This is a genomic window from Paraburkholderia hiiakae (assembly GCF_904848665.1).
In the GTDB taxonomy this organism is placed as follows: Bacteria; Pseudomonadota; Gammaproteobacteria; order Burkholderiales; family Burkholderiaceae; genus Paraburkholderia; species Paraburkholderia hiiakae.
In genome coordinates this window covers 388,075-401,582 of record NZ_CAJHCQ010000001.1, presented here as the reverse complement: position 1 = coordinate 401,582, position 13,508 = coordinate 388,075, and the positions used below count along the sequence as shown (strand labels likewise).

Genomic DNA, 13,508 nt, shown 5'->3' with positions numbered 1-13,508 from the left:
TGCGCGCTCACTCACACACGTTTGCGATCATTTTTTTCATCTGCACTAGATAGGCTTCCACGGAAAAGCGCTGCGCAACATCGTCCAGCGCCTGGTTTGCGAGGCGATCCGCGAGTTCGGGGGCGGCGCGCAGGATGGCGATCGCATCCGCGAGCGCAGTGACGTCGCGTGGCGGCACAAGCCAGCCATTTGTCCGGTGCCGCACGATCTCGGTCACGCCGCCGGCCGCCGCCGCGATCACGGGCCGGCCGGCCGCCATGCCCTCGATGATCACGCGGCCGAAGGGCTCGGGTTCGGTCGACGTATGCAGGATCACGTCCACGGCTTTCATCCACGCGGGCATGTCGTCGCGAAACCCTGCGAAGGTCAGCCGGTCCTGCACGCCCAGCCGCGCGGCCTGGCTGTGCAGCGATTTCACATACTCCTGTTCGCCGAAGAGGGCCGAGCCGACCAGCACGAGATGCAGATCCGGTATGCGCGCGAGCGCTTCGAGCGCAATGTGCTGGCCCTTCCATGGCGCGAGACGTCCGAACAGCCCCGCGAGATACACATTCTCCGGCAGTCCAAACTGTTGGCGCAGGGCAGCCATGTCCGGCGCGTCCTTGCAGCGGAACTCTTCGAGATCGACGCCGTTGTGCACGACCGGCACGTCGTCGGGCGCGCAGTGCGCGAGCGCGATCAGCGAATCGGCCGAGGCGCGCGAGTTCGCGATCACGTGATCGACCGCGTAGCGCGTGAGCCAGCGCACGATGAGCCGCTGCAGCGGGCCGAAATGCTCGCTCGACATGATGTCGTGTAGATGCCAGATGATCCGCTTGCGATGCAGCGGCTTGCCGAGCGCGCCGAGCACGAGCGCCTTTTGCGTGTTGAGAAAGAGAATGTCGTAGCCTTCGGCGTGGCGCGCGATGGCGCGCACCTGGCGCAGGATGCCGGGCAGCGCGCCGAGCCAGGACAGACGCAGCGTGTCCTTGCGAATGTCCGATACGCTCGCCTCACACGCGAGGCTCACCGGCACGCCGAGCGCTTCGAGCCGCGTGCGAAAGGGGCCGTCGGAGAGCAGCAACACTTCGCGGCGCGCCCCCCACGTGGCCGCGAGCGGCATGAGCGAGAACTCCGCGCCGCCCAGTTGGCCGCTCTGGTCGACGAACAGAACGCTCGCTGTTTCCTGTCGCGCGTGGGCTTGCCCAAGTGTCTCCCCGTACGCCTCCGCGTTTGCGAGCATGCCCGGCGCCAGGATGGGCGGGGTTGCCTGTGTCGTTTCTTTGAACATGAAAGTTTTACCAGCGAGAAGTAGGTTTTTCTGCTGGCTATTATTCGTGGCGAATCAATTGGCCTGCGTGCCCGTCCGCACTTACCCCAACTGACGTTGGCATTACATTTTGCCGCGATTTCCCCGCTATCTGTTAGCTAATTGAATGGTGTGCATCAGTGTGGAGCTGGAAGATGCTTAGCTATGCAAAGCAAGACGGCATGGCGAGGAGAGGAGAGGAGCGACGTCGGTACCGTGCTGGAAAGCTGGGGATGTTGGCGAAGGCAGGCGCGCGCCGCGCTGCGCACGGGCGCGCCAGAAAGGCAGATGGGGCTGCGTGCGCTAGCGCACACTCAGACGCAGGTCTTCTTCAGTGTGCAGCGTGTCGCGAATCGCGCTTTGTGCGGCGATGGTTCTCATCACTTCGACCATGAACGCACGGCGGAACACCGCGGGCGAAAAACGCTCGGCATTCTTGCGGCAGGCCTGAGGCGTGAAGCTGTCGATACTGCGGTCGAACGCCATGACCGCCGTGCTCAGCGACTGCGCAGTCTGCTCGGGAAAGTAGATGCCTGTCGGCTCGGGTTCGCCAAGCGGTATGACGGTTTCGAGCACGCCGCCCTTGCCGTAGCAGATCACGGGCGTGCCGCACGCCTGGGCTTCGAGAATGGCAATGCCGAAGTCTTCCTCGGCGGCGAACACGAAGGCCTTCGCGCGCTGCATGTGATCCCTAAGGACTTCGAACGGTTGATAGCCGAGAATGCTCACATTGGGCGTGGCCTTCGCGCGCACTTCCGTCATGTGCGGTCCGTCGCCGATCACGACGAGCTTGCGCTCCGGCATGGCCGCAAAGGCTTCGACGATGAGATCGATACGCTTGTACGGCACCATGCGCGAAGCGCACAGATAGAAGTCTTCCTTATCGGCGCGCAACTCGAACCCCTGCACGTCGACAGGCGGTGCCACGACGCAGGCATCGCGCCGATAGGTTTTCATGATGCGCCGTGCGACGAAGTGCGAGTTGCACAGCAACTGGTCGACGCTGTTGGCCGAGCGCGAGTCCCAGTTGCGTAGATAGTGCAGGAGCGCGCGCGCGGCCCACGAGCGCATGCCGCGCGTGAGGTGCGACTCGCGCAAATATTGATGCTGGAGATCCCACGCGTAGCGAATGGGCGAATGCACGTAGCTCACATGCGTCTGGTCGGGGCCGACCAGCACGCCCTTGGCGACGGCATACGAACTCGTGATGATGAGATCGTAGCTGGCGAGATCGAACTGCTCGACGGCGAGCGGCATCAGCGGCAGGTAGCCGCGATAGCGCCGCCGCGCGAACGGCAGATGCTGGATGAACGATGTCTGTACGGGTTTGCCGCGCACGACCGAGCGGTCTTCGAGAAAGTCCACGAGACTGAACAGGTCCGCATCGGGAAAACACTCGATGATTTGTTGCAGTACTTTTTCGGCTCCGCCAGAAACGACGAGCCAGTCATGCACGATGGCCACTTTCATGACAGCGACTCCCCTCCTGAGCTTCCCGTTGGTTCCTGGTGGTTTCTGGTACTGCCTGGTGCTTTCTGGCCGTGCGCAAATCCATAAACCAGCATTCATGCATAGCGTAGAGGCGCCTTCGTGATTCGTAAGTGCGGGCGACCACACTGCTTCGCGCGAGGCGCGTGAATAATGTGGCCGGAAATACCCGGTAACGCGCCTCGCTGGGAGGCATCGATCAACCGAGTGGATCTGTCGCCATGCATACTCTCGCGCCCGTTGCTGTTTCCTCGGACCCGGTGCCGCCCACCGCGCGCACGAACACGCCCAGCGTGTTGTTCGTCGACCAGAGCGGTCAGTTGGGCGGCGCGGAATTCTCACTGATGCCGCTCGCGGCCACATGGGGCGCGAGCCGTGAAGTGCTGCTGCTCTCGGACGGCCCCTTTCGCACGCGGCTCGAATCGCTCGGCGTGCCGGTGAGCCTCGCATGCGAAGCGAGCGTATCGGGCATCCGCAAGGACACGCTGCGTCTGAACTGGCTCGGCGCGCTGCCCGGCATCGTGCGCCAGGTGCGCGCCATCGCGCGTCACGCAGAGTCATTCGACATCCTCTTTCTCAACACGCAAAAGGCGCTCGTGCTGGGCGCGCTCGGCAAGCCGCTGCATCGCAAGCGTATCGTCTGGTATTTGCACGATGTGATGTCCAGCGAGCATTTCGGCCCTTTGCAGCGGCTCGTGGTGCGCTGGCTCACGCGCTACGCGGTCGATCACGTGATCGCGAACTCGCGCGCCTCGGCCGATTCGCTCGTCACGCTTGCGCATTGCGCGACCGAAGACGTGCCGGTCGTGCATAACGGAATCGATCTGGAAGCGTTCAGCCGCGCCGATGCGCCGGATATGGGCGCGCTACGCCGCCAGTTCGGACTGCCGGAGAACGTGTATCTCGCCGGGCTGTTCGGACGGCTCGCGCCGTGGAAGGGCCAGCACATCGCGCTCGAAGCGCTTGCGCGCATGCCAGACCTGCATCTCGTACTCGTTGGCTCTGCGATGTTCGGCGAAGAGGCGTACGAAAAGGCGCTTCACGAACAGGCCGCGCGGCTCGGCGTGCAGGACCGCCTGATCTTCGCCGGATTTCGCGACGACATGCCCGCGTGGATGCAGGCCGTGGACGTGATCCTGCATACGTCGACGGAGCCGGAGCCCTTCGGCCGCGTGATTGTGGAGGGCATGGCGGCCGGCCGTCCGGTGATCGCATCGGCGGCGGGCGGCGTGACCGAGATCGTCAACCATGGGCGCAACGGCTGGCTCGTCCAGCCAGGCAATCCGGCGGCGCTTGTCGATGCGATCGAAACCGTGCGCCGTGCCCCCGCCATGGCGAGCGCACTCGTGCGCGAGGCGCGCGCCGAGGTGGCGAAGCGCTTTTCGGTCGATGTCTATCTCGAGCGGATGAAGGCATTGCTCGCGCGCGCGGGTAACGGGGGCAAGGCAGACAAATCCGCATGAGTCTTCCCTGGGGAACGCGGGGTCCGCGAGAGGGTGCGCGCGCGTACAGACTCTGTCTGCGCGCGCTTCTACGATCGAGCCCAGAGGTATGCGGACGTTGCACCGGCCAGCCGAATGTGCAGCGCCTGCGGCCACGCCGGGCACACTGCGAATTCACGTTTCCCCTGCGCGCGAGGAGCGCCGAGAATGACGACACATACCAACACATCCGAAGTGCCGCCACATGAGATCGCACCTGCGCCGGGCGGGGACGCCGCAGCGCAGCCGGCATTCGCCGTTTGCATCACGACGATGAACCGCGTCGAGCGCCTCGAAGCCTGCCTCGCCAATCTCGATCGCTGCACGCTGCGGCCCGCGGTCGTATTCGTCAGCGACGATTCGCCGGACCCAGCCGTGCGCGCGGCGAATCAGGCGGCCGTGGCCGCCCATCCGGGCGTCGTCTATCTGACCGGTCCGCGGCGCGGCGTTTGCGCGAATCGTAACAACGCGGTGCAACGTTGCCTCGAACAGGCGCCCTATTGCAGTCACGTATCGTTCGTCGACGACGACGTGCTCGTCGATGCGGACTTCTTCGAGCAGGCGTCGGTGCACCTGCTGAAGCTGCCCGAAGCGCGGCGACCATTGACGATTCTCACAGGCGGAGCGTCGAGTGGCCCGTATCTCCACCAGTGCTGGCCGCTGCGGCTCTCGTTTGCCTGCTATTTCACGCGCGGCGAGGTGCCCCAATGCGTGAACATGCATTGCTCGATGTTCCCGCTCGCGCTTTTCACGCGCGATCTCTGGGACGAGAACATCTTCTTCGGTACCGAAGATGCCGAACTGTGTCTGCGCGCGTTGCGCCACGGCTATACGATCGAGTTGGAGCCCGGCATGCGCTCGCTCGACACGATGCCGGGCGGCGGCGTGCTCAACGCGACGAAGATCACGACGGGCCTGACCCGCTACCAGGTATGCTGCGAAGCCGCGCGCCTTTACATTGGCGTGAAGCGCTATGGCGTGATCGAGCGTGCGCCGCTGCGTTTTGCCGCGTTTCTCGTCATTTATTTTGGTCACCTGACGTTATATCTCGCGAAGCGCGGGGCGCTCTCGCAGATTCTGCCGATCGTCCGCACTTCGAAGGCTTGGCGCGCCTGTCTGCCGGGCGCCGGTACCGCTGCTCATTGAGCGCAAGCACCGGGTCGCCGGATATTCGAATTTCAATGGACAGTGAGGGCAAGCGTACTGCGTGAAGTTCTCACGCAGTACGTTTTCTATTTTCCGTTAGCGCGACAGCCTGGCCAGTTCCGCGCGCCAGGCGAGCTCGACGAGTTCCTGATAGCTGCGCTTTCTCACCGTAACCGTCCAGTTGCCCGCGGGAAGCGAGAAATCGATGAAGCGCGGCTCAGTACCGCTGACCTGGCTCACTGTGACGGGATTGCCGTTCACGGGCACGAGCGTACGGCCTTGAGCGTCGACCGCATCGGCGGTCAGAAACGCGGTCGAGAACTGATTCACGCGCAACGTGCCGCCAGACGGGCAGCTCGCGTGAATAACCAGCCGATCGAAATACGCCGGGGGAGCAATGTCATCGTGCGAGCAGCCTCGCGCTTCGACAAACGGGCGCCGCGCCGGCAAAAAGCTGGTCGGGGACTTCTCTGCCAGGATTAGCGTGGCGAGTTGCGGTCGATAATTCGCGGGAAGAAATTCGCCGCCTGCATCGGGTCCGTGTGTGGAACCCGGCGGCGCTTCGCGGCGGAGTTCGGGAGCGGGCATCTTGTGGTATTGCAAGTATTGGTCGAACAAGCGCGCCGTGACGAACAGCGCGGAAAACAGGAGTACGAATTGCAGCGCGCGCCTCGTAGGCAGTGTGAACTGGTCGATCATGCCAACTACCGCGATCAGGCACAGCGGCACCGCAACCGAGAGCAGACGATACGGAAACTGGATGAACTCGAGCGGCCCGGAAATCAGCCAGAACGGTCGCGAGAGGTGCGTCATCATGAACAGAATGACCAGCACGACGCAGCCGACGATAAATGCCGTTCGAACGCCCTTGTCTTCGATCCGGCGCCAGCGGGCCGCAGTGATCGGGATCAGGATCGCCAGCGCGAAAAACGGCCAGCCAAACACCGAATGGTAGTAACGCCAGAAAATGTCCCGGGGACTGATCAGCAGATTCGCGATTGGCTGCTTGTAGATTGCCGCCTGCTCAGGACAGAAGTCATTCTTCCAATAGCTGAACGGAACGTAAATGACCGTCGCGAAGAGCGCGGCCGCGACGATCGTGAGAGCCAGTGGCACCCATGCCTTCGAAGGCGACCTGACAAAGAGAACGAGAAGCGCTGGCATGAGCACGCCCAGCACGATAGCAAAAACGAGCACGTGCGTGAGGGCCAGCAAAAGCACAAGCGCAAAGAATGCGGCGCTGCGCGCGCAGGAGAGGCGTTCACGGTACGCGTCCAGTGTGAGCGCGATGATGAACGGCACGAGCGCCATGCCCGAAAACTCGGCCATGCTACCGTTGAAGATCGACTGGTCGATCATGTACGGCGCGAGCAGCGACAATGTCGAGATCACGATGCACGAGGTGCGATCCGTGGTCACGCGTTTTGCGCAGGCGTAAACGCCGGCAAACAGAAGCGCCGAGAAGAACAATTCGGCAAGCCGGTAGGCAATGATGACGTCACCGGACACGAGCGAAATTGGCGCGCCAACGAGACTGAAAGTCTTGTTGTAGAAAAAGGGAACCGGCGAGCCGAAGCCGTTCGCGTCGACGGGTGTCCACGTGGACAGTAAGTCGCCCTCGCGAAGCGCGGCTGTCCAGATGTACAGACGCGAAAATGCATAGTAGGTGTCTCCTCCGCGAGCGATCGGGCCGAACATGACGACGAGCACGTAGCCGATCATGGCTGCAACGGATATGCCGATCAGCAATTGTGCGGCCGTGAAAAACTGCAAGGCACGCAGCGTATCGGCCGGGCGCCTCGGAATCAGCTTTTCAGGAAACGGAACCTGGTTCATGGCGCTTGATGATTACGTTGGATACGTCGTGATCGGCCGGAAGGTGGACACAATCCAGTTATGCGATTCGCGACGTGGACCGCATAAAAGGTAGATGCAACGGAACAGAACTAAACATGAGTGCTGCCAGCGTCCGGAATTGCGCTGCGCGTTCCGAACGTCCAGATAGAGTTGAGAAAAAAGGTCAAAAGCAGCACGACGCCAGAGACGCCAATCTGGGCAATCATGTAATTCAGGTGAACGATGTCGGTCAGCGCCTTCATCGTGAGACCGCTGACCACCACACCCAGACTGGCTATCGCGAGAAACTTGGGTAGCGTCGACAGATGCCGAATACGTGTCTTGAAGGTAATTCTTCGATTCAGGACATAGTTGACCGCCGCGCCGACTGTCCCGCCCATGACCGTACCGGTCACAGCGTTGCTCCAGCCCGAGCGGACAACCAGGTACAGCGTCAGAAATTGCGCGGCTGTTCCAAGCGCACCGATGCTGGCATACGTCACGAATTTGAGCGCTACCCTGGTGCTAAACATCTTGCTTTGTCGCTGCGGGGTAGCGGCTTCTTATCAGATAGACCGGCCGTTTTTTGGATTCGGCATAGATACGTCCGACGTATTCGCCGAGTACGCCAATGCCGATCAGTTGAACGCCTCCCAACAGCAGCACGACAGTCAGAATCGATGCATAACCCGGGACGGCGACGCCCATGATCAGCGTGCGCGCGATGAGAAACGCGGCATACAGGAAGGCGATCAACGCCACGAAGCTTCCGACGTAGGTCCACACGCGCAGCGGCAACGTACTAAAGCTGGTGAATGCTTCCAGCGCAAAGTTCCACAGTTTCCATCCGGAAAACTTGGACTCGCCAGCGGCGCGGGGTTCGCGCACATAGTCGACGAACGCCGTGCGATAGCCTACCCACGCAAACAGCCCCTTCATGAAGCGCCGAGTCTCCGGCAACTGCTTCAGTGCATCGGCAACCTCTCGGGTAATTAGCCGGAAGTCCCCGACATTCTCGGGAATGTGAGTGTCGCAAACGGCGTTATGCATCCGGTAGAACATGGCCGCGGTCTTGCGTTTGAGCCAGGTATCGGAATCGCGATTCACGCGCCGGGCAACGACGACGTCATAGCCTTCCCGCCACTTTTCAAGCAGCAGGGCGATGACGTGCGGGGGATCCTGCAGATCGGCGTCGAACGGCACGATGATGTCGCCCAATGCTTCGTCGAGACCGGCGGACAGGGCCGCTTCCTTGCCGAAATTTCGGGTGAGATCGATGACCCGGATGCGACTGTCGGCGGCGGCCCGCGCGTAGAGCCTCGGCAGCGTGCTGTCGCGGCTGCCGTCGTTCACGCACACGATCTCGAACGTGACTCCCTTGAGCAGATCGAGAACCGGCAGTGTCGCATCGAAAAACGGGCTGATCACCTCCTCTTCATTGAAAAAAGGGACGACCAGTGACAGGAGTTTGACGTCCGTGTCGCACGGTTGCGTCAAGGGCAGTCCGGCCACATATCTCTCGCGCAACGGTAGCGGCTCTCCAGGTGATTCCCTCAGAAGAGCGGAATCATGCAATTGCTGGCCAACGAGGTAGTCCATGACCTGCCTCTCCCGCGGAATTCGAGGTTGTAAGCGCAGAACTAAGGCCCTTCGAAACGCAATGTATGCAGCCTGAGCCAGAATCTAGCCTGGGACGAGCGACAACATCGTTCGCACGCGCACACTCGCAAGCTTATGCGTTGCGTGTGCGCGGGCCTGCGTTGCGAATCGCGCTGGCGATCGGAACAATTGGGGAAGGAGGAGGCAGGAGCCGCAAATCGCCGGGGCGCCCCTGATCCAGGCCACGACGGGCGGGCTGCGCGAGCGCGCAATGTGGCGCATCGTACTGTGCCGGCGGCCAGTGGCCGCTATCGTCAGACACCAATCGGAGCACGCGCCTCGCTCATGGCGCTACGGAGTCGACGATGAAGCTTTCAGGAGGTTTAGTGGCCGAGGGCGCGCTCGCGAAGCGTGCCTTGATATTTGCCCTGTATGTGCTCGTTGCGGCCGCGTCGTACTGCGGCTTCTTCTCGAAGTACGCATTGCGCGACGACTCCCCTCACGATTCGATCGTGCATATGCTCGACGGCACCGCCGATCGCCCGTACGTCTATCGGCAACTCGTGCCGTATGCGGCGAACCTTGTCGACAAGGCGTTGCCCGCGAACCTGAAATCCAGTCTGGTCGCACACCTGCACAATGAGTACCCGAAGCACGACTGGATCGTCAACACGTTCGAGCGTGCCACCGAAGCACGCGACCCGGCTTACGTGCTGCGCTACTACATGGTTTATGGAACGCTATTCGTGGCGTTGCTTGCGGGCATGCTCGTGCTCCGTGCCGTCTGCGCCGACATCACCGGCCATGCCGCGGCCGCCACGCTCGCACCGCTCGCGTTTGCACTGGCCATGCCGGCCGGCAATTTCTGGGACTTCCCCGAGTTCTTCTTCATGGCGCTGGCCGTGTGGCTCGCCGCGCGTGGCAAGGGGATCTGGCTGCTGGTGCTCACGCCGGTCGCCACGCTGAACAAGGAATCGTTCATGTTCTTCGTGGTGTGCCTGTACCCGTTCCTGCGCGATCGACTGTCCGCGCGCCACGCGCTGACGGTGACGGGCCTTTGCGTATTGGCGGGCGGCGCTGTCAATGGTGTGATGAAGCTGCACTATGCGGCCAATCCCGGCGACATCGCCCAGTTCAACCTGATGGTCAACCTGCGCTTTCTCGCCGATCCGCGCAACTACCTGCTCAGCGACTGGACGTACGGCATCCTGCTGCCGAAGGGCTTCAACGTCATCATCCTGTTCGCACTCTTTACGATCGCGCGCGTGGGCTGGAAGCGGCTGCCGCGCGCGGCGCGCCAGCACGCGCTGATCGCGCTTGCGATCAACGTGCCGCTCTATCTGCTCTTTGGCTGGGGCGACGAGGTGCGAGCACTCAGCATGCTCTACGTGCCTTCGGCACTGCTGCTGTGCGAGGGCATTGCGGTGTACATGGAGAATGCGAGCCGCAGCGCTCCGGCGCTTGCGATCGTGACTGAGTCCCGTCACGACCCGCACGCGACGCCTGCGATCTCGCGCCACTAACCGGTACGCGAAACTCAGTCAGTGCGCATCGCGCCGCAGCGCAAGCAGGTTCGTGCGGAAGTTGGGCAGCCAGCCGTCCACTTCGACGCTCGCGACCGTGTGATAGCCGTCCTCGCCGCCGAACTGCACGAGGTACTCGTCGTCCATGACCCACCAGAAGCTCTTCGTCGGCGACTCGACGTAGTTGGGGTCGTACAGAAACGTACCGTTGAATTCCTCGCCGCCGTCGATCTGCTCCGGCTTCACTCCTTGACTGAGCAGTGTGTCGAGAAGGCTCCAGCGGGCGCGGTTCCAGCTCATGTAGTCATGGGTCCCGGCCACGGCATAGGCGCCCGTGAGGACAAGGGAGAACACGGCCGCCGCGGCGAATCCACGGGCGCGCTTGTGCGGCAACTCACAGGGCGCCGCGTTCTCGGCCCACTGCCATTCGATGGTGAAGAGCGCGAGCAGCGCGAAGGTCGGCACGAGCAGATAGCGGTCGAAATAGCCGGCCACGAAAAGCGGCCCGAGATAGATGACGGCGTTGAACAGCAGGAACGCACGCACGGACGCCGTGGCATCGAACTGGCGTTTGCGTAGCGCGTTGACGAGCGATCTGAGCACGAGCCCCACTTCGAGCAGCATGAGCGTGGCCCCGCTGACCGCGATGAAGGTCATGAGAATCCAGAACGCCTTGGGCAGCGGCGCGGGTCCGGGCAGCGTGTCGGGCGCGCTGTGCAGCCGGACGGGACCCAGGCCGCCGTCGTTGATCGTGACCCAGTCGAGCGGCAGCGGGTGAACGGCCGCCATCAGCACGAACCAGAGCGCCCCGAGCACGGCGGCGGCAACGAGGATCGCTCGCCCATAGCGCTGGCGGCGATAGCTCGCGATCATGGCGGGGGCACGCCAGAGCAGCACTGGGCAGAGGAACCAGCCCATGTGCACAAAAATGCCGCGCCCGTACTGCTCGAACTTGACAGCGAATGTATGCAGCGAGGCGAACGAGCGCCCGAGCCACTCGGTGGGTGCGTTTGCCAAGGCCGGCGTCGCGTGGCGCGCGTTCAGCCAGAACGCGAGACCGGCGAGGAGCGCAATGCCGGCGGCGACTCCGGCGGCGCTGAGCGCGATGGCGCGCTTGTCCTTGCGCGATTCGAGCACAAGCGCGGCGAACATCGCCATCGCCAGATTCAGCCCGAGCTGGCGCACCGAAACCGCGGCGAGCGCGAACGCGATGGCCGCGAGCAAGGTGCCGGTTTTGCGGCTGCGCAGGAAGCGGCAGAAGATCATCGTGGAGACGATCGAGTACGCGGCGAACTCGATGTCGGTCATGAACGAAAGGGACAGCAGGAGCCAGATCGGATTGAAGCCCAGCACCAGCGTCGCCGCCACAGTCTTGCGGCGGTCGCAGCCTGCGTCCTGCAAGAGCCACGCAAGCGCGCCAAGCGCGATGGCTCCGGCGACGATCGTCGAGACGCGCAGCGCCGTATACGAGAAGCCGAACGGCAGGCAAAAGAGCGCGCCCCAGAGGGTCTGCCCAACCAGCGTCATCGACGTATAGCCGCCCGGCGTGAACTGGCCGGTTTCGAGCAGCGTGCGTACCGTAAGCGCGTACGACCAGTCGTCGTTGAGCGGGATGTTGCCGACTGGATTGACGGCGATGACCGCGATCAGCCAGATTGTTACCGGTAGCAGAATGGCGACGTAGTCACGACGGTCGCTCGCAAGCGGTTTGGTGGTGAAAAGCGTGTCCATATGCACAAAGCCCGAATGAAGGTCCGGATGCCGGAGCGTGCCGTGATGTATCGGCGCGGAGGGGATGACGGACGCGGGCAGTGCGTGCGGGGGGCCGCATGTGTTGCGGACCTCGCCGTTTGCACGTGGCAGCGGCGCCGTGCCGGGAGCAATCCGGCGTTGTCAGGCCTGATGCTATGAGTGGCGGGGGCGCTGCTCTGTACGGCAGCGCACCATGACGCGCGACAAGGCGCGTCGCAGGTCGCGCAGCACGACGCGGTGCGATGTGGCTGAGCGGAGCGGGGATGGCGGCTATGGGGGCTATTCGGCGTCGTGCACTGTCGCCTTCGAGGCGCGTGCCCAAATCGGGCGCGTCGCGATGGCCAACAGGTTAAGGAACCGGCGATAGCCCACGGCAAGGCGCGGCTCGAGATACACGGCGATCCCCATTGAGAGCACGATCATGCCTGCCATCACGAAGGGGCGCATATCAAGGCTGAGATGCAGCCGCTTCTCGGCGAAACTGATGATCATATAGCCAAGATTCTGGTGGATCAGATAGATCGGATAGGCCGTCTTGCCGAGCACCGAGTAGAACCGTTGGAGCCACGCGTAGTTTGCCTTTCGCGTAAAGCAAATGAAAATGCCGAGCGCGGCCAGTGCCATGAAGGGACCGCTGATGGGCGCCGCGCTCGTATTCGTGAGCAGCTCCGAAATGCGCGCGGCGTCCATCCACGAGCGAATCGCGATGAGGACAAAGGTGACCGCCAGGGTCACGAGCACGCCGGCCGAGCGGCGCTTTTTCATGATGATCTGGTAGAGGAGCATCCCGGCCGCGAAGTAGGGCGCGTACTGCTCGAACGGGAAGGGGCTCATCGGGCTGGCCTTGAGCGGAAAACCTGGCACCAGTGTCGCGGCGCTGTAAAGAGTGAGCAGCAGCGCGAGCGTGGTGATGTGTTTGCTGATGTCGACGACCTGCATCGTGAAGAACACGATGACGTAGAAGGTCACGAGGATGCCGAGCGACCAGTACGACCAGTCGACGCCTGAAATGACCGGAAGCGGCAGCACGAGAATGGAACTGAGCAGGCTCAGAGGCGAAGGCGAGTAACCGGCGACGAAGGTCGCCGCAAAGGTGATCGAGGCGCAGACGAGCAGGCACGGGCCAAGTCTCACGAGTCGATTCGTGAGGAATTCGCCGGCAGTGTGGGAGAGCGCCGAACCGATGATGATGAAACCGCTCATGACGAAGAAGATATCGACGCCGAACGAGCAGTAGCGCACCCCCGGGAAATGGATGGGCGCGGCGCCGATCACGCCGAGCAGCGGCCCGAAATAGTAGTAGTGCCAGGCCATGGTCAGGCACGCGAGAATGAAGCGCAGGGCTTCGAGGTAATCGATCTTGCCGTTGCTGCCCCGGCCGGCGTTGTTTTTCAT

At 62.7% G+C, this 13,508-nt stretch carries 10 protein-coding genes; 3 read left to right on the top strand and 7 right to left on the bottom strand.

Annotation, left to right across the window (positions count from 1 at the left end; genetic code table 11):
- Window positions 1–7 precede the first annotated feature (7 nt).
- Together JMY28_RS01750 and JMY28_RS01745 are read right to left on the bottom strand one after the other, a co-directional pair.
- Complete coding sequence (locus JMY28_RS01750; RefSeq protein ID WP_201694000.1) at window positions 8–1,270, bottom strand: glycosyltransferase family 4 protein; 1,263 nt, start codon at window positions 1,268–1,270, stop codon at window positions 8–10.
- A gap of 321 nt (window positions 1,271–1,591) precedes the next feature.
- Window positions 1,592–2,758: a glycosyltransferase family 4 protein gene (locus JMY28_RS01745; protein ID WP_201693998.1), complete on the bottom strand. Its 1,167-nt coding sequence runs from the start codon at window positions 2,756–2,758 to the stop codon at window positions 1,592–1,594.
- Window positions 2,759–2,997: 239 nt separating this feature from the next.
- Here JMY28_RS01745 and JMY28_RS01740 point away from each other — a divergent pair, with 239 nt between their 5' ends.
- Both JMY28_RS01740 and JMY28_RS01735 read left to right on the top strand, forming a co-directional pair.
- On the top strand, window positions 2,998–4,239 hold the full coding sequence (locus JMY28_RS01740; RefSeq protein WP_201693996.1) for a glycosyltransferase family 4 protein: 1,242 nt from the start codon (window positions 2,998–3,000) through the stop codon (window positions 4,237–4,239).
- 186 nt (window positions 4,240–4,425) lie between these two features.
- Window positions 4,426–5,403, top strand: coding sequence for a glycosyltransferase family 2 protein (locus tag JMY28_RS01735; protein ID WP_201693994.1), 978 nt, complete (start codon window positions 4,426–4,428; stop codon window positions 5,401–5,403).
- A gap of 96 nt (window positions 5,404–5,499) precedes the next feature.
- Here the strand turns inward: JMY28_RS01735 and JMY28_RS01730 are convergent, their stop codons facing one another.
- The 3 genes from JMY28_RS01730 to JMY28_RS01720 form a co-directional block, all read right to left on the bottom strand.
- Window positions 5,500–7,239, bottom strand: coding sequence for a 6-pyruvoyl-tetrahydropterin synthase-related protein (locus JMY28_RS01730; RefSeq protein ID WP_201693993.1), 1,740 nt, complete (start codon window positions 7,237–7,239; stop codon window positions 5,500–5,502).
- Window positions 7,240–7,349: 110 nt separating this feature from the next.
- Window positions 7,350–7,772: a GtrA family protein gene (locus JMY28_RS01725; protein WP_201693991.1), complete on the bottom strand. Its 423-nt coding sequence runs from the start codon at window positions 7,770–7,772 to the stop codon at window positions 7,350–7,352.
- Window positions 7,765–8,838: a glycosyltransferase family 2 protein gene (locus JMY28_RS01720; RefSeq protein ID WP_201693989.1), complete on the bottom strand. Its 1,074-nt coding sequence runs from the start codon at window positions 8,836–8,838 to the stop codon at window positions 7,765–7,767. Before JMY28_RS01720 ends, JMY28_RS01725 begins: the two co-directional genes overlap by 8 nt.
- A gap of 365 nt (window positions 8,839–9,203) precedes the next feature.
- Here JMY28_RS01720 and JMY28_RS01715 point away from each other — a divergent pair, with 365 nt between their 5' ends.
- Window positions 9,204–10,361: a hypothetical protein gene (locus JMY28_RS01715; protein WP_201693987.1), complete on the top strand. Its 1,158-nt coding sequence runs from the start codon at window positions 9,204–9,206 to the stop codon at window positions 10,359–10,361.
- A gap of 18 nt (window positions 10,362–10,379) precedes the next feature.
- On the opposite strand, the gene JMY28_RS01710 is transcribed toward JMY28_RS01715, so the two are convergent.
- A complete protein-coding gene (locus tag JMY28_RS01710) occupies window positions 10,380–12,092 on the bottom strand; it encodes a hypothetical protein (protein WP_201693985.1) in 1,713 nt (570 codons plus the stop codon).
- 300 nt (window positions 12,093–12,392) lie between these two features.
- Window positions 12,393–13,508, bottom strand: a complete 1,116-nt coding sequence (locus JMY28_RS01705) for an acyltransferase family protein (RefSeq protein WP_201693983.1) — start codon at window positions 13,506–13,508, stop codon at window positions 12,393–12,395.

Coding starts and splice junctions, on each gene's coding strand:
- JMY28_RS01735 (WP_201693994.1), top strand. CDS start 4,426: ATGACGACACATACCAACACATCCGAAGTGCCGCCACATGAGATCGCA.
- JMY28_RS01745 (WP_201693998.1), bottom strand. CDS start 2,758: ATGAAAGTGGCCATCGTGCATGACTGGCTCGTCGTTTCTGGCGGAGCC.
- JMY28_RS01750 (WP_201694000.1), bottom strand. CDS start 1,270: ATGTTCAAAGAAACGACACAGGCAACCCCGCCCATCCTGGCGCCGGGC.
- JMY28_RS01725 (WP_201693991.1), bottom strand. CDS start 7,772: ATGTTTAGCACCAGGGTAGCGCTCAAATTCGTGACGTATGCCAGCATC.
- JMY28_RS01720 (WP_201693989.1), bottom strand. CDS start 8,838: ATGGACTACCTCGTTGGCCAGCAATTGCATGATTCCGCTCTTCTGAGG.
- JMY28_RS01705 (WP_201693983.1), bottom strand. CDS start 13,508: ATGAAAAACAACGCCGGCCGGGGCAGCAACGGCAAGATCGATTACCTC.
- JMY28_RS01710 (WP_201693985.1), bottom strand. CDS start 12,092: ATGGACACGCTTTTCACCACCAAACCGCTTGCGAGCGACCGTCGTGAC.
- JMY28_RS01740 (WP_201693996.1), top strand. CDS start 2,998: ATGCATACTCTCGCGCCCGTTGCTGTTTCCTCGGACCCGGTGCCGCCC.
- JMY28_RS01715 (WP_201693987.1), top strand. CDS start 9,204: ATGAAGCTTTCAGGAGGTTTAGTGGCCGAGGGCGCGCTCGCGAAGCGT.
- JMY28_RS01730 (WP_201693993.1), bottom strand. CDS start 7,239: ATGAACCAGGTTCCGTTTCCTGAAAAGCTGATTCCGAGGCGCCCGGCC.